The organism is Pantoea sp. Tr-811, assembly GCF_011752535.1.
Lineage (GTDB): Bacteria > Pseudomonadota > Gammaproteobacteria > Pseudomonadales > Pseudomonadaceae > Aquipseudomonas.
In genome coordinates this window covers 1-21771 of sequence record NZ_VWXJ01000032.1, presented here as the reverse complement: position 1 = coordinate 21771, position 21771 = coordinate 1, and the positions used below count along the sequence as shown (strand labels likewise).

Here is a 21771-nt window from a genome sequence, read left to right as displayed (position 1 = left end):
CATGACCGATATCAAACGTCTTCGCCTGCCAGAGAACGATCCTACCTTCGGTAGCAACAAGGTCTTCGACCTATTCAAGTACAATCCAGCAGTCACTGCTGGTGGTCTCGTATTCATCGCAGGCCAGGTGGGCATCGCTCCAGATGGCACCATCCCAGAAACTGCTGAGGAGCAGATCCGCCACGCCTTCCTGCGTCTGGAGGCTATCCTCAAGCACGAAGGCCTGGGCTTCGAAGATCTGGTAGAGCTTGTTTCCTACCACGTCGGCATTGACGAACAACTGACTACCTTCCGGGATATCAAAGACCAGTTCATCACCAAAGATTTCCCAGCGTGGACGATTCTGGGTGTGCAGTCGCTGGCTCGCCCGAACCTGTATATCGAGATCAAAGCAGTAGCTGCCAAGCGCAACTAAAGCCTGCGGGGGTATTGGTGGTGCAATCCCGCTAATACCCCAAGGTTATTTTTACTACCCTGATCAACGTTTTAATAGCCCCCATTCTTATATAACGATTTTTGCGCGGCCAGGGTATTAGTCTCAACCCGCGATCAAAATTGAGTGTCCGCTTGCGGGTATGCATCCCAGTTTTGAAGCCCACCAGCTTGAGAAGTAATCACCATGTTCAAACACGTCGAGGAATATGCTGGGGATCCTATTCTCAGCCTAATGGAAAAGTTCAAAATTGACACCATGCTCAGCAAGGTCAATCTAAGCATAGGTTTGTACTACGACAATTCTGGTGTAGTTCCTCAATTGGCCGCCGTTTCTGAGGCTGAAAAACGTCTCAGTGGAAAAGCTAAGGAAGCATCGCTTTATTTGCCTATGGAAGGGCTCAGCGAGTACCGCAGAGCAACTCAAACTTTGCTATTTGGCAGTGATCACGTAGCCGTAGCTGACGACCGGATCGCAACTATACAGACCATCGGCGGCTCAGGTGCTCTTAAGGTAGGCGCGGACTTTTTGAAGCGTTACTTCCCTGGCTCTCAAGTCTGGGTGAGCAATCCTACCTGGGACAATCATCGCGCTATCTTCGAAGGTGCCGGATTCAAAGTTAACACGTATCCGTACTTTGATGAGAAAACACGCGGCGTCGATTTCGAAGGTATGATTCAGGCGCTCCAATCTCTACCTAAACACAGCATTGTTCTGCTTCACCCTTGCTGTCATAACCCAACTGGAGCCGACCTGGATAATGGCCAGTGGCTGCAGGTTGCAGAGGTCTTGAAAAAGTGCGACTTGATCCCATTCCTTGATATTGCTTATCAAGGTTTTGGCGAAGGATTGATCGAAGATGCGTTCGCCATCCGCGAGATTGCCAAGCTTGGGATTCCTTGCGTTGTGAGCAACTCCTACTCGAAGATATTCTCCCTCTATGGAGAACGCGTTGGCGGCCTGTCTATCGTTTGCGATGATGCTCCAACCGCTCAGAAGGTTCTTGGTCAACTCAAGGCCACGGTTCGACGCAACTACTCGAATCCGCCTAGCTACGGCGCTCATCTAGTGGCTACCGTCCTGAATGACGAAACGCTCAATCAGCAGTGGGAAGCAGAAGTTGAAGTCATGCGCCAACGCATCCTGGAGATGCGCAATGGCCTTGTAAGTCTTATGGCCACCTTGTCGCCTGAGCGTGATTATAGTTACTTCATGACACAACGAGGCATGTTCAGTTACACGGGCCTCAACGCAGACCAAGTACGCCAGTTGCGTGAACAGTATGGCGTTTACCTGATCGATAGTGGCAGGATGTGCATGTCTGGTCTGAGGCCAGACAATCTGAAGATTGTTGCGCATGCCTTGGCGGCAGTTCAACAGTAATCGTGCTTCATTCGTGCGCGCCAGGCCAGGCGCGCACTCTAAACTGTTCAACCATTACCGAATATTTGCAGGGGCCACCTGTCAAAATCTATAAATATAATTCAAGCCTAGTTATACGGCCTGCTGGCCGCCGCACCTGAAACAACAAAAAATAATATCGATTTGCGTAGCGGAGAATCACCATGTCTGCAGGGCATTACGGGGCATTTGCGTTGGCTAGCATTTCTACTTTGGCGTTGGCGGCGCCAGAGGAACAATCAGCGGGATTTATTGAGGATAGTCACCTAGCAGTGATGGCGCGAAATTTTTATTTCCTCCGTGATTATCGTAACGCGCCGAACCGCTCCACCAATGGCGAAGAGTGGGCGCAAGGTTTCATCGCTGATTACACTTCGGGTTTCACACCCGGCCTCATCGGTTTTGGTGTCGATGCTCAAGCTACCCTGGGTATCAAACTAGATAGCGGCAAAGGACGCGCAGGTCGTGGATTACTGGCAATAGATGAAGACGGTGAGCCTCGCGACGAATACTCCAAGATCAACAGCGCAGTAAAGGCCAAAATAGGCGAGACCGTCGTTAAGTACGGGTCTCAAATGCCAACCGCACCTGTTTTCGCCACGGGCACAGGTCGCCTGATCCCGTCAACAGCGGAAGGCTGGTCGATTTTCAGCAATGATATCAAAGACCTTTCCATCGATGCCGGCCACTTTACCCGTGGCACTGGTGGTGTCTCCACCAACCGTGATGGTACTTTCTTCACTTCGTTTGGTGGAACAGAGTTTAACTCAGCAACATTTGCTGGCTTTACATACAAGCCGATCTCTGACTTGAGCTTCGCCCTGTATGGTGCAAAGTATGAAAACCTCTGGAAGCAGGCATATCTCAACGCTAACTATAATCTGGTACTGTCTGACCTACAGGCCTTGAACTTTGATTTTAACGCCTATGACACCAGGGAGGCTGGCAGCGCTAAGGCGGGCAAAATCGACGTCTTGGCATGGTCTTTCGCAACCAGCTACAGCATCAGTGCTCAAAAGTTCACCCTTGCGTACCAGCAGATTGACGGTGACGAGCCCTATGACTATCTGCTGCAGGACGGCGGCAATGCCGGTAACTCGGTGTTCCTGAATAACTCGGTTCAATATTCTGACTTCAATGGGCCAAATGAAAAGTCGGTTCAGGCGCGCTATGACTTAAATATGGCTCCTTATGGAGTACCAGGCCTGAGCTTTATGATTGTAAGCGCTCCATGAACCCCACATTTAAAGCGCTTACCTGATCCCCGATGCTGTGCTCCCGATTTCTTTCTGGAGTCTGCCGACGATGATGCGCCCCGACGCCAAAGTCGAAAAAGTCTATCTCTACCCCAAGCCCGTCGACTTCCGAAAGTCCATCGATGGCCTGGCTGCGCTGGTCGAACTCGATATCAAAGTGGCGGTGTTCGACCCGGTGCTTTTCGTCTTCCTCAACAAGCCGCGCAACCGCGTGAAGATCTTGTACTGGGAACGCAACGGCTTCTGCCTCTGGCTCAAACGCCTGGACTCCGAACGGTTCAAAACCTCACCCGATCCGACTGACGTGGCCATCGTACTGACCGTTCAGGAACTGAACTGGCTACTCGACGGCTTCGACCTCTGGCGCAACCGTCCGCATCAGGTATTGACGCCTCGATACGTCGCCTGATTCGGTATAATCCGCGGCATGATTTCCATGCCCGAAGACCTTCCTGACGATCCTGTTCTGCTCAAGCAACTGCTTGAGCAGATGATCAACGAGCGGGCGTCCGACAAGGGCAAGATCGTTCATCTCGAAGAGGAAGTTACGCTGTTGCGCCAGCGTCTGTTCGGGCGCAAGACCGAGCAGACAGGCGATGCGGCGACGCCACAGTTGCCGCTCTTCGACGAAGCGGAAAGCCTGGCAGAACCCTTGGATGAGGCCGGCGACGAAGAAGTCGTTGCACCGACCAAGCGCCGTGGTAAACGCAAACCACTGCCGGCTGATTTGCCGCGTATCGAGGTTGTCCACGAACTGCCCGAGCATGAGCTGACGTGCGCTTGTGGCTGCCGCAAACATGCCATTGGTGAAGAGATCAGCGAACAGCTTGAAATCGTCCCGATGCAGATTCGCGTCATCAAACATGTTCGCAAGGTGTACGGCTGCCGGGACTGCGAGTCAGCGCCCGTAACCGCGGACAAGCCTGCCCAGGTGATCGAGAAGAGCATGGCTAGCCCGAGTGTGCTGGCCATGCTGCTCACCACCAAATACGTAGACGGCCTACCGCTTCATCGCTTCGAAAAAGTGTTGGGGCGCCACGGTATCGATATCTCGCGCCAAACCCTGGCACGCTGGGTGATTCAATGCAGCGAGCACTTCCAACCGCTGCTGAATCTGATGCGCGAAAGCCTGTTGAGCAGTCGGATCATCCACTGTGATGAAACACGTGTGCAGGTGTTGAAAGAGCCCGGCCGTGAGCCCAGTAGCCAATCCTGGATGTGGGTACAAACCGGTGGCCCACCTGATCGGCCAGTGATCCTTTTCGACTACACGACCAGCCGAGCGCAGGAGGTGCCGACGCGCCTGCTGGATGGCTATCGCGGCTATGTCATGACCGACGACTACGCCGGTTACAACGCGCTGGCTGCACAGGACGGCGTGGAGCGGTTGGGCTGCTGGGCGCACGCGCGCCGCAAGTTCGTCGAAGCGCAGAAAGTGCAGCCCAAGGGTAAAACCGGGCGCGCAGACATCGCCCTGAACTTGATCAACAAGCTGTATGGCATCGAGCGCGACCTTAAGGACGGCAGCGATGATGATCGTAAGGCTGCCCGCATGGAGCGCAGCCTGCCATTGCTGGCTCAGCTGAAAAGCTGGGTAGAGAAAACGCAACCTCAGGTCACGACGCAGAATGCCTTGGGCAAGGCCATCGGCTACTTGGCCAGCAACTGGAGCAAGTTGGAACGCTACATCGAGCACGGCTGCTTACCGATCGACAACAACGCAGCCGAGCGTGCGATCCGCCCGTTTGTCATCGGCAGAAAGAACTGGTTGTTCAGTGACACGCCCAGAGGGGCGACGGCCAGTGCGCAACTTTACAGCCTGGTCGAGACGGCCAAAGCCAACGGCCAAGAGCCCTATGCGTGGCTGCGCCACGTGCTGGAACGCCTGCCGCAGACGTCCTCCGTGGAAGACTACGAAGCGCTGCTGCCGTGGAATTGCACGCCTAAAATACATAGTTAAGTGCTCCTCCATCGTGGGTCAGATGGGGCCTACGAAGCGCTTTAAGGACAAGAGCGGGGTAACGACCATGGAATACGACGAAAAACTGATTGAAGACGCAGTGCTTGCCTTGTTGGCAGCCTATAGCTCCGACAAAGGTAACGCGTGGAAAGGATTTGACTTCGAGATCATGAATCGACTGCATGAACGGGGTTTCATCAGTGATCCAGTTAATAGAAACAAATCCATCTGGTTGACGGCGGAGGGGCTGGAGCGAGGCCGACAGCTAGCTGACCAGTTGTTCGGGTTAAAGACTCAAGCGGGGCAGGTGCCCGACTCGAATACCTGATTTCCCCGTCCTTCATGTAACGGGTGGGGTTTATGGATCGCTTACTTATGATTCGCTACGTGACCGGTTTCGATATCGATGGAACCAAGGCGGATCCAAACGGCGCATATAACGGCATGTACGGGCCAGATGAGAAGCACTGGGAGCGAGATATTGAAGTCAAATATGTTGTGCAATCTGGCCCGGCTAAGGATCTCACCTTCCGGATACGCCAAGCCAGTCATCGGGCCAGTTCATTCGACACCGACCTCGACGAAGTGCGGGTGATCACGGAGTACCCGCTCAATATTTTCTAAGTGGTGGCATTTAGGAAGCATTGGAGGAAACGCTTAATCGTCTTCGGTTTACCTCAGCGCGACACCCTGTGATTAACAGTGGTCTCGCGCTTTTTTTATGGTTGGACAAGAGTTCTAGCACTTTCGAGGGTATGAACCCAGTGGCTTAAGACGTGGGTTGGCCGCGAGCAAATCAGACAGCTTGGCATCTTGAAGGTGTCCTATCACTTCGATGACATACCTGTGACCATCAAGGGACTTGCGATCTGGCCGTTCGTAAATGGTGATTATGTCGACGTCTGCTTCAACGAAGGCGCGCAGCAGGTTAGCCAGGCTTACGTCCTGGATTTCTGCGATCAGAGTCGTTTTATCATTACCAGTTGGGGGAACTGGCTGATGGCCCAATACCCACCAGCGGGTAACATTGTGTGGCCCTTTTTCGATACCTTCGCGGATCGATGTCAGTCCGTAAATCTCTGTGGCGATCTTCGGGCCAATCGAGGCTATATCTTGGGATCGAGATTTTGAGACCTCAAGGGAAGCAGCTCCACCTGTCACCGCGTGGATCCTCTCCGCGTGAGGGAGCTCCCTGTCGAGCCAGGGCTTCACTTCTGCGAGTGCTACGGGGTGAGCTAATACCTTTGTTATATCTGCGAACGACGTCTGTGCCTTGGCCATCAGGTCGTATGAAAGCTCACACGGGTACTCGCCGATGATGATTGGATTATCTAACCCGAGAACATCATCCAGATATGGGGTGACACCTACCACTGACGTGGTGACGGGGATCACCAGGATATCGATGAGCCTCGAGTTATAAGCATGGGCAAGATCCTCGCGGGATAACCCGACAAGATCTTGATTCGCTCCGTATAGGTCGATGCTTGCTTGGTGAGACCAAGAGCCTTTGGGACCAAGGTAACCGATTCGGTTTTGCGGTTTCGTTTTCACGTCATTCATAAGCGGCCCTAATCGTTTTTCACAGGATGCCTCGCTTTATGATCACGGAGACGTCGATACGCACTGTTGCGGCTTCTTCCAAGAGGGTTATAGCGATCTTGGAGCATCCATGATCACCTAAACGAGCCGAGGGATGAACTAGGCGGCAACATGGTACAGGTATGGCTCAGAAGAAGGAGGTAACTTTTGAACAGCTGAAATAAGCGATCAGCTCATCATAGCTCGGTAGCTACCTGGGTGCGGCTACAAGACAGCAGCTGGGTGATCCGGCTGCGCGTCAGGGTGTGCGATACGGAAGGCTTTCATGGCCTCTGCAAGACCTTGAACGCGTCGAATTTTGGGGAAGGCATCAAGCGATATTCCAAATCGACCTGCAGCGTACAACTGAGGAATGAGGTAGACATCAGCCAGACTTGGGGGCGGCCCGAAGCAGAAACCTTCATCACCAATCATCTGCTCAATTGCGGCAAGCCCCTCGCTGATCCACTTACCTATCCAGCGGTTGATCCCTTCCTCAGTCTGCCCCAATTCCCGTAGCTGATTCAGTACGGCAACGTTGTGTAGGGGATGAATGTCACAGGCGATCAATGAAGCTACGGCACGCTGTTCTGCACGCGTGAAGTCATCGTTCGAGAGTAACGCTATCTCTGGATATTGAACCTCCAGGTACTCAAGAATTGCCGGCGACTGTGCGATCAGCTGGACGTGATCTTCGAGGAGAGGTACCCGTCCCTGGGGGTTCATTTCGAGGAAAGCAGTGTCTTTATGCTCGGCTCGCAATAGGTTCACGGGCACGTATTCGTAGGCCAGGCCTTTCAGGGCGAGTGCAATTCGAACCCGATATGACGATGTCGATCTGTAGTAACCGTAGAGCTTCACTTCATTTCCTCAGCAAGCCTTCACAATCTTCCCTCGGCATTCGCCGAAACCAATGGACACCATGCCCGGGCGGACACAGCGAGCACGGAGGAAGATTTCGTCCCCATCCTCAAGGAAGCGCCGCTCTTCACCGGAGCTCAACACCACAGGCTTCTTACCTCCTTCGGTAATCTCCAGCAGACTTCCGTACTGGCCAGGCTCAGCACCAGACAGTGTCCCGGAGCCGAACAGATCGCCTGCCTGCAACTGACAGCCATTAACGGTGTGATGCGTCAGCATCTGAGCCACTGTCCAATACATACTGAGCGTATTGCTGAGGGTCAGGCGCTGCGGCGACAGTCCTTCACTACGCATCCGCTCAGTCTGGATGAGCACCTCCAGTTCGATGTCAAACGCTCCATGCGCCTGGTCAATCTCACTCAAGAGGTACGTCAGTGGCTGCGGATCACCGTCAGGACGTTTCGGCTGCGGGCGTCGGAAAGGCTCGAGGGCCTCCATGGTTACAACCCAGGGCGAGATGGTCGTGATAAAGCTCTTCGAGAGGAACGGCCCGAGAGGTTGATACTCCCACGCCTGGACATCACGGGCAGACCAGTCATTCAAAAGGCATAGACCTGCGATGTGATCAGAAGCCTCGGAAATCGACACCAACTCACCGAGCTGATTGCCTTTTCCGACCCACACACCGATCTCAAGCTCATAGTCCAGCCGGGCCGTTGGCCCGAGCACTGGTGTCGATTCACCAGCAGGAAGGGTCTGCCCATTAGGCCGCTGAACATCTACCCCAGAAGGCCGGATGGTGGAAGCACGACCGTGGTAACCGATAGGAACGTACTTGTAGTTCGGGAGCAGCGGATTATCAGGACGGAAGAGCTTCCCCACGTTTTTCGCATGCTCGATCCCCACATAGAAGTCGGTGTAATCGTTGATGCGCGCCGGCAGATGCATCACGCAGTCAGCTGCATTGACCAAGCACTCTTCGACCACCTGACGATGCTGAGCACCTTCAACCAGCAACGAGTGAAGCACCTCGCGCAGTGCTACACGAGCCACCAGCCCAAGCTCGAAGAACGCATTCAACACACCAGACTGTGTTGCTTCGATTGCCTGCAAAGCTTCACCTGCAACCAGACCAGTAGACCTGAGGGCCCTTAGATCTAGGATGCTGTCGCCGATAGCGACACCGGCGCGCTTCTGATCGTCGCCATGACTAAAAATGCCCAGCGGAAGATTCTGCAGCGGAAAATCCGCGTGGCCGTTTGCAGCTTCAACCCAGCTGCGTTGGATAGTTGTTTGACCAGACATGAATCAGCGCTGCTCCGGATTGAAGGTGGCTGGAATAGAAGCCCAGCACGAGTCGTAGTCAGCCTGAAGCTGGGACGTCTCCAACGCATAACGGCTCGGTCGGAACACCTGGCTGGTTTCGAACATGAAGGCCATGGTGTTGTTGATCTTCGTGGGCTTCAGGTCGGCGGCGATTGCTTGGGTGCATGTCGGGCCATCTGGGCCGTGGGCACTCATACAGCTGTGGAGCGATGAACCGCCTGGCAAGAAACCATCAGCTTTCGCGTCGTATTCCCCAGTGATGAGCCCCATGTATTCGTTCATGAGGTTGCGGTGGAACCATGGTGGACGGAAGGTTTTCTCAGCGACCATCCAACGCGGTGGGAAGATCACGAAGTCCAGGTTTGCCATGCCATGAACGCTGGTTGGGGAAGTCAGCACGGTGAAGATGGAAGGATCCGGATGGTCGAAGCTGACCGTGCCGATGGTGTTGAAGCGGCGAAGGTCGTACTTGTAGGGCACGTTGTTGCCGTGCCAAGCCACGACGTCCAGCGGAGAGTGCTGCAGCGTGCAGCCCCATAGCTCACCCAGGAATTTCTGAATCAGTGATACCGGGCCTACCCCTTGCTCGTAGGCTGCTACTGGCGCCAGGAAGTCACGGGGGTTGGCTAAGCCGTTGCTGCCAATCGGCCCCAGATCTGGAATGCGAAGTGGCGCGCCATGGTTCTCCGCGACATAGCCGCGTGCCGTGCTGTCCAGTAACTCCACTCGGAATTTCAGACCCCGTGGCAGAACCATGATTTCCTGGGGCGCGACCTCCAGCTTGCCAAGTTCAGTGGTGATCAGCAGGCGGCCCGCTTGCGGCACCACCAGAAGTTCGCCATCGGCGTTGAAGAACACACGCTCCATGGAGCGGTTCGCGAAGTAGCTGTACACCGTGATACCTGCCGGCTTTTCCGGAGCCGAGTTGGCCACCATGCAGACCAAGCCATCAACGAAATCCACAGGCACATCCGTCGCTGGTATCGGGTTCCAACGAAGACGATTAGGGGTAACGGCCCCCAGGCCGCCACCTGCAATTTGCCGTGGCAATCGAACGAACTCAGGGTGGTTGGCCGAGGGCTGGATGCGGTACATCCAGGTACGACGTAGCTCAGAGCGTGGCATCGTAAACGCCGTGCCCGAGAACAGCTCCGCGTACAAAGCATACGGCGCCTTCTGAGGTGAGTTCTGGCCTACAGGCAACGCACCTGGCAACGCCTCACTACTGAACTCATTCCCAAAGCCAGACTGGTACTTCAGATCAACGCTCATGGATCCTCCTGCGGATCATCTTGTTATCCGTCCCTGGCAGAGTCAGCCGAGGGAGTTTCTCTATGCGTAATTCAATTACGCAGAAAGTAATATTTAACGAGGAGACTGGTCAAGGGCTATCTCATTTTTGGCGGGCAAGCGGTAGTCAAGGGCTTCTGGCCATCCATAGAGTCAGTCCGCTAATCCGACCGGTGCATGTCTTTCCTTGCAGGGACTGCCAGAAAGTCATGCACCGGTCGCAAAAGGCCACCGGACTTCACATTCCTTCGCCGCTGAACCGAGTTTTAGATGGCGACGAACGTCGTATGGCTGAACACGGACAACTGCTAACCGTGAAGGCGCCGAACAGGAGTGCAGGCAGCGTGTAAGTCGCGCCTAATACATGCGACGATGGATTCTGGAGTACGGTAGGCCCGCCCCAAGGCAACTGCTGCCTGGTCTAGGAGAGCATTCCCTAGGCTTTGTACGAAAAGTAATGTCGTAGACAGCGCAGCCAGCAGGCTAACGTGACCATTGCGGTATAGCTTTGGGCGAGCTTGCAGTAACGGGTTCCCAAGCGACGGTGTTCCTTCAGCCAACCAAACAGCCGCTCGATAACGTTCCGCTCCTTGTACTTTGGCTTGTCGAGCAGGCGCGGCAAACCAGGCTTCGGCTTGCGTTTCATGGCTCGGAAAGGAATCACTGGTTGCATGTGATAGCGATCACAGTACCGGCGCAAAGCATCTGAGTCGTAGCCTTTGTCAGCCACCAGCATGCGGCACCGCTTGCGTGGTCTACCGCCTTTGGTTGGCAGGTAGACGCCATCGAGCAAAGGCTGAGCATGGGAAATGTCACTGGCTTGCCCGCCGGAAAGGGTGAAGTGCAGTGGCACACCTCGGGCATCGCAGACCATATGAATTTTCGTAGTTAATCCACCCCGGCGTCTACCGAGCGCGTGGTCCGCTGGTTCTTCTGCCCCCCTTTTTTGCCTGCTCCAGATGAGGCTCGGGTCGCTTTGACTGCCGTAGAGTCAATACACCAAGTGTCTAGATCAATCAGGCCTTCGGCATTGAGTTTGACATGCAGGCGTCTGAGCATCTGGCTGAAGGTGCCCTGATTTCGCCAGTCTCGGAATCGTTGATAAACCGTAGACCAAGGGCCAAATCGCTCGGGCATATCCCGCCAGGTTGCGCCAGAGCAGAGTACCCACAACACGCCGTTGAGCATTAAGCGATCGTCAACTCTTGGACGTCCGGTACGCTGATTTTTAGCAAAGAGGCCAGCGACTATGTACCAGTGCTCGTCAGAAAGTTCGTATCGCTTGGGCATAGCAGAGTCCTTCGCCTAAAAGGCGAGGACTCTACGGAAAATCAGGGCTCCAGCGGCTTTCACAGAGTTTCAAAGGTTTTAGTACAGAGCCTAGCGAATAGCGTCACCCGCGATGGCAAGGTGTGTTGGCCGGACGCTTACAGCAGACGTCCAAACGACGCACCAATTTCCAGTCTTCTGCCGCTCATTGACTGATTCCAGGGCCCCTTCTGAAAACCTCAATCGCGGAGGGATGCGCTTAAGCGCTCCAAGCTTTGATGCAAATGTTTGTACATCGCAGTGCGCGCTTCCGTCGCATCGCCTCGGCATATCGCCGACAATATGGCACCATGCTCTCGGCAAATTGTCACGTTGTCCGTTTTCACCCCTTGACTAAAGCCTCGTCTCCTTTTTACTTCTAGAATATGACTGTAACCATAAGCTTCAAGACATCTCACAACGTGAAAATTACCAGATGCCTCTGCTATCGCCATATGAAAACCAAAATCGGCTTTTGACTCTTCAATGAGGCATTGTCCTTTCTGAGCACTAAATAAATCATAAGCTTCTACGATTTTACTTAGTGATGAGGTATTACGACGAAGCGCTGCCAATGCAGCTGACTCAGTTTCGACACCTATCCGAACCTCTAATGCACGCATTGAATTAGAGTCATCGGCGCATGGCAGATATAAGCCATCAATCGAGAGTGGCCTGACTCTATCTACTACAAAAACGCCTACACCTTGCCGGGCATACAAACGCCCGCTAAGCCGAAGAGAAGCTGTCGCCTCTCGAATTACCGTCCGACTCACGCTGAGCTCTTTACTCAGCTCAAGCTCAGAAGGTAGTTTGGTTTGAGGCAAATAAAAACCACTATCCAGGCGATCATAGAGTACTTGAGTGATGGCCTCAGTTAGGGTTTCTTTACGGAGCTGGACTGTCAAACCGATAACCGCATACAAGAATAATTGACATGCAACTCAAAATAAAATTTTGATCAAAAACTTACAGCCCTTCGACAGATCAATATCTATCGAAAGGCTGCTTGCTGCACTTCAAAGGCAACGCCTAACTAGCGAGGTATCTACTTCCGAAATCGAGTTAATTCCAAGCAGCGCCATATCTCGATCAATTTCAGTACGGATAATTGAGGCGGCATGACTAACACCCGCAGCTCCCGCTACCGTAGCCGCAAAGTTAAATGACCTGCCATTGAAAACGCAGCGTGCACCAAGAGACAGCGCTTTCAGTACATCGGTACCACGTCTGATTCCGCTGTCCAGCATCACCGCCACGTCCTGCGGAACAGCAGCTACGATCTCGGGAAGTACGTCAATCGGAGAAATGGCGCCATCCAACTGTCGTCCGCCGTGATTAGACACGATTACTCCATCGGCACCATAGCTTGCAGCCAATTTCGCATCCGCCGCTCGCATCAACCCCTTGATAGCCAACGGCCCATCCCAGTGTTTGCGCACTACCTTGAAATGCTCCCAATTCAAATGATCCCTTGCCGCGAAGTCGCGCTTCACAGAGGACGAGAGAATCGGAGCGCCACGCTCTGCACGCCAGTTCTCAAAATGGGGCATGCCATGAACCGCGAGAGTCTTCAGGAATGTGCCGAACAACCACGCAGGGTGGCTGATACCGTCGTACGCCAAGCGCAGGCTAGGCCGCAACGGTGTGCTAAAGCCATTGCGCACGTATCGTTCAGGGTTCACCTGAACTGGCAGGTCGACTGTCACTACGAGCGTCTTGAAGCCTGCGTTTTTAATCCGAGTAAGCAGCTCAACGATCCGAGGGGTGTCACCTGGAATGTAAGCTTGGAACCAGGTATTGGGGGCTGCTTTAGCTACGTCCTCCATTCGGATCAGCGATGCGCCGCTCATGATTGCCGGCACACCCCACTCTTGGGCAGTTTTCGCCAGAACGATGTCGCCTCTATAGCACCACATCGCAGCTAGCCCAACGGGGGATATGCCAACCGGGCTTTGATATGTCTGACCAAACAGTTTGAAGCACTGACTCCGTTTTGATACACCCTCAAGCATTCGAGGCGTGAAGCCCCAGTTAGTGAACGCCTTGCGGTTGAACATCATTGATTGCTCATCATCCGCCCCATTTGCAATGTAGCTGTAGAGCTGCCGAGGGAGCTTTTTACGGGCATACGCTTGAAAATCATCAAGGCACAGGATGTTTTTCAATACACCACTGGGTACGTGATTTGGCGGAGGAAGTGGTGTCAGCGTTGGTTCGCTCAGCGGCGCCTCGCTTACTTGACTTAAGCTGTTCATTACACATCAAACCCAGGGAAGCGCCGAGCAACGCGGCGGAGCATTGGTTCCCAAATCACCTCTGGGCCACGCCCTCGGCGACCAGCGGAAATCTGATTCGGAGCGTCCGCCAAAATTGCTTCGGGGATCGAGATAAGGGCGCCACCACCAGCTTGCGCGCGCACTTGGATCATGCATGCGGCCTCAAATTTCTGCATGGCGAGGAATGCGTCTGCTGCCGACCGACCAGTAGTCAGTAGCCCATGGTTTCGCAGCATCAAATACTGGTTGCTTCCCAAATCACGGGTCAGCGTCTCACGCTCAGCGTCTTTGAGTGCAATACCTTCATAGTCGTGATATCCGAGCGACCCCAGGACGTAGAGAGAATGTTGCGAGAGAGGCAAGAGGCCCTCTGCCTGCGCAGACACTGCGACACCATTGATCGAATGGGTATGCATAACAAAATGCGCATCTGGACGCGCACCATGCACAGTTGAGTGAATCAAGAAGCCCGCAGGGATGATGTCATAGTCAGATTCCATGACTTTTTCACCGGCCTGATTGATCTTAACGAGACTCGAAGCCGTAACTTCCTCGAACATCACGCCGTATGGGTTGATCAGGAAGTGTTCGGTATCCGGGATCTTAGCTGTGATGTGAGTGAAAATCAGATCATCCCAACCCATCATGGCGACCATTCTATACATGGCAGCGAGATCTACGCGCAGTTGCCATTCGACATCGCTGACCAGGTGCTTAACGCTCGGGAATTCAAGTTGTTGTATTGTCATTTTTATACCCTTCTGACTAAAACTGACTATCGCTATCGCTGGGGCAACGCGCCCCGCTGCTCCTCATCTGTGGCCCCACCCTAGAGAAAGAACGGTCGAGGAGCTATGGCAAAATTACATAGCAGATATTTGTGAATGCTGGAGCCAAGGCCTCGATGCTGGGCCTAGCATCGAACCTATCGCAGACCGCCCCATTCCCGCCCCCCTCAGCCCGTCTAGCAAGGGGGCACCACCAGAGAGGTAACCCGCCCTAGGTCTGCACGAAAACCTCGCTTCGACGCGACCCGACCATAAAAACAAACATATGGGAGTTGTACCCATGCAAGAATCCAAGCCGACGCGTGCCAGATACCTAATCCTGCTGATGGTATTTGTAGTCACAATCGTGAACTATGCGGACCGAGCTACCATTTCGATTGCCGGCTCAAGTATCCAAAAAGACCTCGGAATTGACCCAATTCAACTCGGGTATATATTCTCCGCGTTCGGATGGGCGTATGTCATCGGCCAGATTCCTGGCGGATGGTTGCTGGACCGCTTCGGCTCAAAGCGTGTATATGCATGTAGCATTTTCACATGGTCCCTCTTTACATTGCTGCAAGGGACTATTGGCGAGTTCGGACAGTCCACAATTGTAATTGCGTTCTTCTTCCTGCGCTTCATGGTGGGCCTTGCAGAGGCGCCATCATTCCCAGGTAATGCACGAATTGTCGCCTCCTGGTTCCCTACCCAAGAACGTGGTACTGCCACGTCGATTTTCAACTCTGCTCAGTACTGTGCCACTGTAATCTTCGCTCCCTTGATGGGAGCCATCGTCTACCACTGGGGTTGGCAACACGTATTCATTGTAATGGGGTCTGTGGGCATATTGATGTCCGGACTGTGGTTGATCACTATCTACTCACCAAAGTCGCACCCGCTAGCCAACTCAGCAGAGGTCGAATACATCGCGCAAAATGGCGGTATGGTCGACCTTGACGCGCCTCGCACCAAGAGCGCGCCAGGGAATACCTGGAACTATTTGGGCCAGTTGCTTACCAATCGCATGATGGTCGGCGTCTATCTTGGCCAGTTCTGTATCAATGCTCTGGTATATTTCTTCTTGACCTGGTTCCCGGTTTATTTGGTTCAGGACCGGGGCATGACAATCCTTAAAGCAGGGATTGTGGCCTCCCTACCAGCCATCTGCGGATTTATCGGTGGAGTCCTTGGCGGCCTGCTGTCCGACTGGCTGCTTCGTAAAGGCTACAGCTTGAGCGTTGCCCGCAAGACACCTCTTGTCCTGGGTCTCCTCCTGTCTATGACAATGATCGGGTGCAACTATGCCGACTCCGACTCCATCGTCGTTGCGCTGATGGCCCTTGCGTTCTTCGGCAAAGGTTTCAGCGGTCAGAGCTGGACAGTAATGTCCGACACTGCTCCTAAGCAAATCGCCGGACTGGCCGGTGGCTTGTTCAATATGATTGGCAACATATCCTCGATCACTACACCGATTGTAATCGGCTACATCATTGCCGCTACAGGATCGTTCAAGATGGCGCTGGTGTTTGTTGGTGCCAACGCATTCATTGCGGCATTTAGCTATCTGTTCATTGTTGGTGAGATCAAACGAATCGAACTGAAGGAGCCGACAACCCAAGCCTCCAAGGCTGAGTCTGCGGCCAGCCAGCAAGCTGTAAATCGCCAATAATTTCACCTAAACCTACAAAGCCTTGGCGCTCATGCGCCAAGGCTTTGTCTTTTCCGTAATCTTGGATTTCAACTAGACTTCATGCAGCCTTCTCTATAGCTGCTCACTCTGCTAAAGTTGGCAGCATTTCCTTAAAAATTAAGGGCTTAGCATGAATTCAGATGACCTCCTTCTCTTCGCCCAGGTGGCCAAAAGCCGCAGCATTTCAAGGGCGGCAGTCGAGCTTGGAGCAGATCAGTCGACGGTCAGTAGACGAATCGGAGTCCTCGAAACTCAACTGGGCGTCAGGTTGTTTCACCGCAGCGGTCGAGGTGTCAGCGTCACGGAAAGAGGTGAGCAACTGCTTGAGTATGCAAAAGCCCTACAAGACACGCTTGAAAGCGCTGAACGCTCCATGCGAGAAAGCGCTGACCTTGGGCCCAGCAAACTCTGCATCGCCTCCCAGCCGACAGTGGCAAAAAATCTGTTCGGTCAACTGATAAAGACCTTAAAGCAAAAGTACCCAAACACCCAAATTCAAGTTGTGGAAGCGTTGGGTGCTGATATTGTAAACCGGCTCAATGACGGAAGCGTTGACATTGCGGTATTCTACCTGCCGCAGCATCCAGGATCGTTGAGATTTGATGCATTGCTCACTGAAGAAGTTAAGCTCGTAGCGCCGATAGACTACCCGTTACCAGGCAACACCATCTCAGTTCACCAGCTCTCCGAGATACCGCTTATATTACCGAGCACACATTACGGTATTCGCCTGATGGTCGAAACTATTGCCAGTAAAGTTGGGTTCACTCCCAACATAGCTTTACTCTGTGATGGCTCCACATCCATCACGACCACCTTGGTTGCAGACGGTTGTGGGTGCACTATGCAATCAGAAGCTTCAGTGCTCAGCGAAATCGAGAGAAGGATTGTTAAAACATACACGGTAACCGACCACGATCTGAATCGTTCGGTTGTGATGGCCTGGCCACGGAATCGCCCCACTGGTAGCAGCCTTTGGGCAGTGACTCAGTTGATTAGGAAAGTGACGACAGAAATCGTTGAAAGCGGGCGTTGGCCGGGAGCAAAACTGATCCCGGCCAAGAAGCGCGACCCTATGCTGTAGGCTTCAGCACAGCAGGGAGCAGGGACAATGGAATGTCCTGGTAGCAGACTGGGCGAAGGAACCGCTCAATTGCCAGCGTACCAACAGAAGTAGTCTTAGCGTCGGACGTTGAAGGGAATGGGCCGCCATGGACCATCGCCTTGCTCACCTCAACTCCCGTTGGGAAACCATTGAAGAGAATTCGTCCTGCCAATCTCTCAAGCAAAGGCAAAACCTCATAGGCTGCATCATGGTCCGCTTCATCTGCATGAACAGTGGCAGTCAACTGGCCATCGAGCGACTTCAGCACACCCTGCACTTGAGCCAGGCTCTCGCACACTACGACAATGCTGCTAGGCCCAAAGTTTTCAGCATGAAGCTCTGGTACTGAGGTAAATGCTTCAGCTTGCGTGGTAAATACCGCAGCTTGCGCGGCGAATTTTTCCACAGGCTTGTTTGCCTCACCCACGAGCCTTACATGCCCCGTACGCTGTAAAGTTTCCAGCCCTTTGCAATAGGCAGCATGGATGCCGGGGGTGAGCATGGTTGCTGGAGTGGCTACGGCCAGGCTCTGACCAACCTTAGCAGTGAACTGATCCAACCCTTCCCCATTTACCACAATGACTAGACCGGGATTCGTACAGAATTGGCCACTGCCCATTGTTAAGGATGCGACGTACTTCTCTGCGATGTCCTCAGCTCTAGACTGCAAGGCCGCTGGCAGAATGATCAGCGGGTTGATGCTGCTCATTTCAGCGTACACCGGGATTGGAGCTGGCCGCGACTGGGCGATTTGAAGAAGCGCCAAGCCGCCATGACGAGAGCCTGTGAAGCCCACGGCTTGAATGACCGGATGACCGACCAGGGCTTGACCCAGGCTGAAATCCGGATCGATCAACATTGAAAATACGCCATCAGGCATCTCTGTCGCTTTGGCGGCCTCCACCACAATACGAGCGACCAGTTCACTGGTACCAAGATGAGCAGGGTGCGCCTTCACGACAACCGGGCAACCCGCCGCGAGCGCTGAGGCGGTGTCGCCACCGGCTACCGAAAAGGCAAGCGGGAAGTTGCTCGCACCGAATACTGCCACTGGCCCGACTGGAACTCGTCTTAGCCGGAGATCAGAACGAACGCCCTGCTCGCCCGGCTCAATGACCACTGCGCTAGCGCCGTCTTCACGAAGCAGAGTCGCAAAGAGTTGCAGCTGCTTCACAGTCCGCAACCGCTCCCCTTCCAACCTAGGCCGTGGCAATCCTGTCTCAAGATGGGCTCGCTCAATGAGCACATCCCCCAGATCGAGCAGCCCTTGACCAATTGCTTCCAACCACGACGCCCGACGAGCTTCTGGAAGGTTGCGGAAGCTGTCGAAACAGCCATCGGCAAGGGCACATGCACGCTCAAGATCATCGAGGGTGTTCGAGCCAAATGCTGGCCCGAACGGTTCACCTGTCGCGGCCTGTTTGGCGAGAACCGGGTTCCCGCGACCTTTAGTGGAAGTGAGGCCGATGAACGACTCTCCCCGAACGTTCGACATCTTAAGCCTCCTCAAAACGCAGCTGTGGCGTGCTTTGGCGTGGATCAGTAATCAACTCAATCAACGATGGAACATCGGATTTCAGCGCGCGCTCAAAGGCCGCGGGGAAGTCCTCGGTGTTCACTACACGCTCTGCATTAGCACCGAACGATTTCGCAAAGGTCACAAAATCAGGGTTCACAAGGCGAGTAGCGCTCACCCGGTTGGGATAAGTTTTCTCTTGGTGCATCCTGATGGTGCCAAACATACTGTTGTTGACCACAATTGTGATCAGCGGCGCGCCAAATTGGACTGCGGTAGCCAGTTCCTGTGGGTACATCATGAAGCAGCCATCGCCGGCGAAGCAGACAACCGTCTTGTCTGGGGCATGGAGCTTGGCGGCAACAGCAGCTGGCAAACCGTAACCCATCGCGCCATTGGTTGGCGCCAACTCGGTAGCTGGGCTGCGATAGCGGTAAAAGCGGTGCAGCCACACGGTGTAATTGCCAGCCCCATTGGTCAGGATCGCATCATCTGGCAGCGTTTCATTGAGGTAAGCCATCACGCTCCCCAGATCCACACCGTTCAATTCAGGGTGTGCAGCCGGAGGTGTCGAGTGCGCTTCATAATCAGCTCTTGCCGAACGAGTCCACTCGTCCCAGCCCCGTTGCGCGATGGGCGACTGCTTCGCGATATCCCGGGCAAACGAGCGCAGCGTGGACAGAACTGGGAGGTCTGCCTTGAATACTCGATTCAGTTCGGATGCATCGGGATGCACATGGATGAGCTTCTGGCTGGGGGCCGGGCTGCTGATCAACTCATAGCTCTGTGAAACAGTTTCGCTCATACGAGAGCCGATCACCAAAAGCAGATCAGCTTCAGCAACACGTTTGAGCAGAGCAGGAGAGCTACCCAAGCCCAATTGCCCAACATAGTGCGGATCGCGGTTATCGAACAAATCTTGACGACGGAACGACGCTGCCACTGGCAGATTGTTCACCGTCGCAAATTGGTTCAATGCCTTCACCGATTCGTCGTCCCAGCCAGTACCGCCAACGACGACCAATGGGCGGCTGCTGCGCGACAACAGCTCCTTGACTTCAATGATACTTTCTGGCGCCGGGGTAATCGATGGGACACGAACCGCGTCGATATCAGCGACTACCGCCTCACCGAAAAGCACATCCTCCGGCAGCCCGATTACGACAGGCCCAGGCCGCCCGGACATCGCGATATTGAACGCACGACTCACGATTTCAGGAATACGGTCGATGCTCTCAATCTCTGTGGCCCACTTGGCAACACCACCGAACATTTGGCGATAGTCGATCTCTTGAAAAGCTTCCCGCTCCTTCATTCGAGATTCGATCTGCCCAATGAACAGGATCATCGGGGTTGAGTCCTGTTTCGCGGTATGGACGCCGTTGCTCGCGTGGGTTGCACCAGGTCCACGAGTGACAAAACAGATACCTGGACGACCAGTCAGTTTTCCGTAGGCATCCGCCATATTAGAGGCAGCACCTTCGTGCCGGGTGACGATTGTGCGGATCTCAGAGGTATCGTGGAGAGCATCCAGGACTGGAAGATAACTTTCTCCGGGGACACAGTAGATAGTATCCACAGCATTTCGGATCAGCGCCTCAACCAAAATTTTCCCGCCATTGCGGGACTGTGCATCACTCATGGATCAGTTTCCTTATTGTAGGTTTAGGAGGGGAGATAGGAGTCCGTTCGCTTAGAGACTGTAATCGGGCTAAGTGGCGCCCCTCTGAACACGCCAGCAGGTCATTCGACTCACCGTCACTGGCATTAGTCCATCTACCCCTAACATTAAATTAAGCTGATCGGGCGAGCCATGTGGGAGGCGCATAGCTGATATTCATCATCAGCATCCTTACTTCAAGTACCTTCTGGGACACCTACCAGGCATTTTGGTAGAGGAATGAATGCATTCACCCAATCACCCTACAGGAAGGCGGAAAGGTATGAACAAGAACAAAAAAACCATCGAAATCCTAGCGGCATTTTCCCTACTGGCGTTAATTAATGCCGCAGATGCATCGCCTACAGAAGATGTAGTTTCAGCAGCTACAAAACTTGATAATGCCATGCTGACTCATGACATTGTCACTTTAGAGTCGCTGACCGCAGAGTCACTTACCTATGGCCACTCAAGCGGCAAAATACAAACGAAAAAAGAGTTCATCCAAGAGCTTGCGACCAATAGGACCGTATTCAATAAGCTATCCACCACCCACCAAGAAGTATATATAACTGATAACACTGCAATTATCCGCAGCCATTTCAGCGGCGAGGTAATAAAAGCGGGAAAAGCTCTACCAACTGAAATCGAGAATTTCCAGGTCTGGATAAAAAATAATGGCAAATGGCAACTTGTCGGACGCCAAGCGTTTAAGCCATAACACTATGTAATGCCATACCAGCTTTAGGACTTAGCTCTTAGTTCTATATCTCGTCGTTATAAAAAGGTTGAAGCCGACCGCTTGGCCTGAAAACGATGGTCAAGCGGACGGCCTCTAAACGCCTTCGCATTAGCGAGTTGACAAGAGACGCCCCAGCTAAGCCTTCCACTATCCCGGTTAACCGGGCCCTACGATGCTCCTTACTCTATAGAGGTTAAGAAAGAAAATGGCCAAGGCCGCCGATGTCGTTGTGCAATGCCTGGAAAACGAAGGTGTCGAGTATGTGTTCGGTATTCCTGGTGAGGAAAACCTCGACCTGCTGGAATCCCTGCGCAAGTCGAAAATCAAGCTGGTACTGACCCGCCACGAGCAGTCCGCGGGCTTCATGGCCGCTACCTATGGCCGCCTGACCGGCAAGACCGGCGTCAGCCTGTCGACCCTGGGCCCTGGCGCGACCAACCTGGTGACCGCCAGTGCGTACGCCTACCTGGGCGGCATGCCGATGATGATGATCACCGGCCAGAAGCCGATCAAGAAGTCCAAGCAGGGCCGCTTCCAGATCATCGACGTGTGCGGCATGATGGACCCCATCACCAAGTACACCCACCAGTTCG

At 53.7% G+C, this 21771-nt stretch carries 21 protein-coding genes; 11 read left to right on the top strand and 10 right to left on the bottom strand.

What is annotated here, in order from left to right; translation table 11 throughout:
• Position 1: 1 nt before the first annotated feature.
• The 7 genes from F3J44_RS28355 (at position 2) to F3J44_RS28325 (ending at position 5674) form a co-directional block, all read left to right on the top strand.
• Positions 2-415, top strand: a complete 414-nt coding sequence (locus F3J44_RS28355) for a RidA family protein (protein ID WP_167277790.1) — start codon at positions 2-4, stop codon at positions 413-415.
• 204 nt (positions 416-619) lie between these two features.
• Entirely contained in the window at positions 620-1816 is a 1197-nt protein-coding gene (locus F3J44_RS28350) for an amino acid aminotransferase (protein ID WP_167277789.1), read from the top strand.
• Between the two features lie 182 nt (positions 1817-1998).
• Entirely contained in the window at positions 1999-3069 is a 1071-nt protein-coding gene (locus tag F3J44_RS28345) for an OprD family outer membrane porin (RefSeq protein WP_167277787.1), read from the top strand.
• A 70-nt stretch (positions 3070-3139) separates the two neighbouring features.
• A complete protein-coding gene (gene tnpB, locus F3J44_RS28340) occupies positions 3140-3499 on the top strand; it encodes an IS66 family insertion sequence element accessory protein TnpB (protein WP_054913089.1) in 360 nt (119 codons plus the stop codon).
• Between the two features lie 18 nt (positions 3500-3517).
• Positions 3518-5050 (top strand): IS66 family transposase, encoded by a 1533-nt coding sequence (locus F3J44_RS28335; protein ID WP_167277786.1) that lies wholly within the window; start codon positions 3518-3520, stop codon positions 5048-5050.
• Positions 5051-5117: 67 nt separating this feature from the next.
• Positions 5118-5378 carry a DUF6429 family protein gene (locus F3J44_RS28330; protein WP_085665094.1) on the top strand — a complete coding sequence of 87 codons (261 nt, stop codon included), beginning with the start codon at positions 5118-5120 and terminating at the stop codon, positions 5376-5378.
• 47 nt (positions 5379-5425) lie between these two features.
• Positions 5426-5674 carry an OprD family outer membrane porin gene (locus F3J44_RS28325; RefSeq protein ID WP_304622164.1) on the top strand — a complete coding sequence of 83 codons (249 nt, stop codon included), beginning with the start codon at positions 5426-5428 and terminating at the stop codon, positions 5672-5674.
• 114 nt (positions 5675-5788) lie between these two features.
• Here F3J44_RS28325 and F3J44_RS28320 read toward each other — a convergent pair whose 3' ends face one another.
• From F3J44_RS28320 to F3J44_RS28285, 8 genes are all read right to left on the bottom strand, one after another.
• The gene (locus tag F3J44_RS28320) at positions 5789-6613 is read right to left on the bottom strand and encodes a prephenate dehydratase domain-containing protein (RefSeq protein ID WP_167277783.1); all 825 of its coding nucleotides are present in this window, start codon (positions 6611-6613) and stop codon (positions 5789-5791) included.
• A 243-nt stretch (positions 6614-6856) separates the two neighbouring features.
• Complete coding sequence (gene maiA / locus F3J44_RS28315; protein ID WP_167277781.1) at positions 6857-7492, bottom strand: maleylacetoacetate isomerase; 636 nt, start codon at positions 7490-7492, stop codon at positions 6857-6859.
• A 9-nt stretch (positions 7493-7501) separates the two neighbouring features.
• Complete coding sequence (gene fahA / locus F3J44_RS28310; protein ID WP_167277779.1) at positions 7502-8797, bottom strand: fumarylacetoacetase; 1296 nt, start codon at positions 8795-8797, stop codon at positions 7502-7504.
• A 3-nt stretch (positions 8798-8800) separates the two neighbouring features.
• The gene (gene hmgA, locus F3J44_RS28305; protein WP_167277777.1) at positions 8801-10090 is read right to left on the bottom strand and encodes a homogentisate 1,2-dioxygenase; all 1290 of its coding nucleotides are present in this window, start codon (positions 10088-10090) and stop codon (positions 8801-8803) included.
• Between the two features lie 454 nt (positions 10091-10544).
• Positions 10545-11398 (bottom strand): IS5 family transposase gene (locus tag F3J44_RS28300; protein ID WP_167277776.1). Its coding sequence is split into 2 segments (ribosomal slippage): positions 10545-11054 and positions 11057-11398, totalling 852 coding nucleotides; the frame shifts between segments, so codons are not numbered across the junction.
• 218 nt (positions 11399-11616) lie between these two features.
• Entirely contained in the window at positions 11617-12342 is a 726-nt protein-coding gene (locus tag F3J44_RS28295) for a FadR/GntR family transcriptional regulator (RefSeq protein WP_167277774.1), read from the bottom strand.
• A 93-nt stretch (positions 12343-12435) separates the two neighbouring features.
• On the bottom strand, positions 12436-13674 hold the full coding sequence (locus F3J44_RS28290; protein WP_167277773.1) for an alpha-hydroxy acid oxidase: 1239 nt from the start codon (positions 13672-13674) through the stop codon (positions 12436-12438).
• Positions 13674-14444, bottom strand: a complete 771-nt coding sequence (locus tag F3J44_RS28285; protein WP_167277771.1) for a class II aldolase/adducin family protein — start codon at positions 14442-14444, stop codon at positions 13674-13676. The genes F3J44_RS28290 and F3J44_RS28285 overlap by 1 nt, the downstream gene beginning before the upstream one ends.
• Positions 14445-14763: 319 nt before the next feature.
• Between F3J44_RS28285 and F3J44_RS28280 the strand changes: the two genes are divergently transcribed.
• Positions 14764-16134: an MFS transporter gene (locus F3J44_RS28280; RefSeq protein WP_167277769.1), complete on the top strand. Its 1371-nt coding sequence runs from the start codon at positions 14764-14766 to the stop codon at positions 16132-16134.
• 151 nt (positions 16135-16285) lie between these two features.
• Positions 16286-17239, top strand: a complete 954-nt coding sequence (locus F3J44_RS28275; protein WP_167277768.1) for a LysR family transcriptional regulator — start codon at positions 16286-16288, stop codon at positions 17237-17239.
• Here F3J44_RS28275 and F3J44_RS28270 read toward each other — a convergent pair.
• Entirely contained in the window at positions 17229-18755 is a 1527-nt protein-coding gene (locus F3J44_RS28270; protein ID WP_167277766.1) for an aldehyde dehydrogenase (NADP(+)), read from the bottom strand. The two genes, F3J44_RS28275 and F3J44_RS28270, sit on opposite strands and share 11 nt — an antisense overlap.
• Position 18756: 1 nt before the next feature.
• Positions 18757-20418: a thiamine pyrophosphate-binding protein gene (locus F3J44_RS28265; RefSeq protein ID WP_167277765.1), complete on the bottom strand. Its 1662-nt coding sequence runs from the start codon at positions 20416-20418 to the stop codon at positions 18757-18759.
• A gap of 301 nt (positions 20419-20719) precedes the next feature.
• On the opposite strand from F3J44_RS28265, the gene F3J44_RS28260 reads away from it, so the two are divergent.
• Positions 20720-21157: a nuclear transport factor 2 family protein gene (locus F3J44_RS28260; protein ID WP_167277763.1), complete on the top strand. Its 438-nt coding sequence runs from the start codon at positions 20720-20722 to the stop codon at positions 21155-21157.
• Positions 21158-21383: 226 nt separating this feature from the next.
• The coding region (locus F3J44_RS28255) for a thiamine pyrophosphate-binding protein (RefSeq protein WP_254612428.1) at positions 21384-21771 on the top strand (388 nt) is incomplete at its 3' end.

Coding starts and splice junctions, on each gene's coding strand:
- F3J44_RS28355 (WP_167277790.1), top strand. CDS start 2: ATGACCGATATCAAACGTCTTCGCCTGCCAGAGAACGATCCTACCTTC.
- F3J44_RS28350 (WP_167277789.1), top strand. CDS start 620: ATGTTCAAACACGTCGAGGAATATGCTGGGGATCCTATTCTCAGCCTA.
- F3J44_RS28345 (WP_167277787.1), top strand. CDS start 1,999: ATGTCTGCAGGGCATTACGGGGCATTTGCGTTGGCTAGCATTTCTACT.
- tnpB (WP_054913089.1), top strand. CDS start 3,140: ATGATGCGCCCCGACGCCAAAGTCGAAAAAGTCTATCTCTACCCCAAG.
- F3J44_RS28335 (WP_167277786.1), top strand. CDS start 3,518: ATGATTTCCATGCCCGAAGACCTTCCTGACGATCCTGTTCTGCTCAAG.
- F3J44_RS28330 (WP_085665094.1), top strand. CDS start 5,118: ATGGAATACGACGAAAAACTGATTGAAGACGCAGTGCTTGCCTTGTTG.
- F3J44_RS28325 (WP_304622164.1), top strand. CDS start 5,426: ATGATTCGCTACGTGACCGGTTTCGATATCGATGGAACCAAGGCGGAT.
- F3J44_RS28320 (WP_167277783.1), bottom strand. CDS start 6,613: ATGAATGACGTGAAAACGAAACCGCAAAACCGAATCGGTTACCTTGGT.
- fahA (WP_167277779.1), bottom strand. CDS start 8,797: ATGTCTGGTCAAACAACTATCCAACGCAGCTGGGTTGAAGCTGCAAAC.
- hmgA (WP_167277777.1), bottom strand. CDS start 10,090: ATGAGCGTTGATCTGAAGTACCAGTCTGGCTTTGGGAATGAGTTCAGT.
- F3J44_RS28290 (WP_167277773.1), bottom strand. CDS start 13,674: ATGAACAGCTTAAGTCAAGTAAGCGAGGCGCCGCTGAGCGAACCAACG.
- F3J44_RS28285 (WP_167277771.1), bottom strand. CDS start 14,444: ATGACAATACAACAACTTGAATTCCCGAGCGTTAAGCACCTGGTCAGC.
- F3J44_RS28280 (WP_167277769.1), top strand. CDS start 14,764: ATGCAAGAATCCAAGCCGACGCGTGCCAGATACCTAATCCTGCTGATG.
- F3J44_RS28275 (WP_167277768.1), top strand. CDS start 16,286: ATGAATTCAGATGACCTCCTTCTCTTCGCCCAGGTGGCCAAAAGCCGC.
- F3J44_RS28270 (WP_167277766.1), bottom strand. CDS start 18,755: ATGTCGAACGTTCGGGGAGAGTCGTTCATCGGCCTCACTTCCACTAAA.
- F3J44_RS28265 (WP_167277765.1), bottom strand. CDS start 20,418: ATGAGTGATGCACAGTCCCGCAATGGCGGGAAAATTTTGGTTGAGGCG.
- F3J44_RS28260 (WP_167277763.1), top strand. CDS start 20,720: ATGAACAAGAACAAAAAAACCATCGAAATCCTAGCGGCATTTTCCCTA.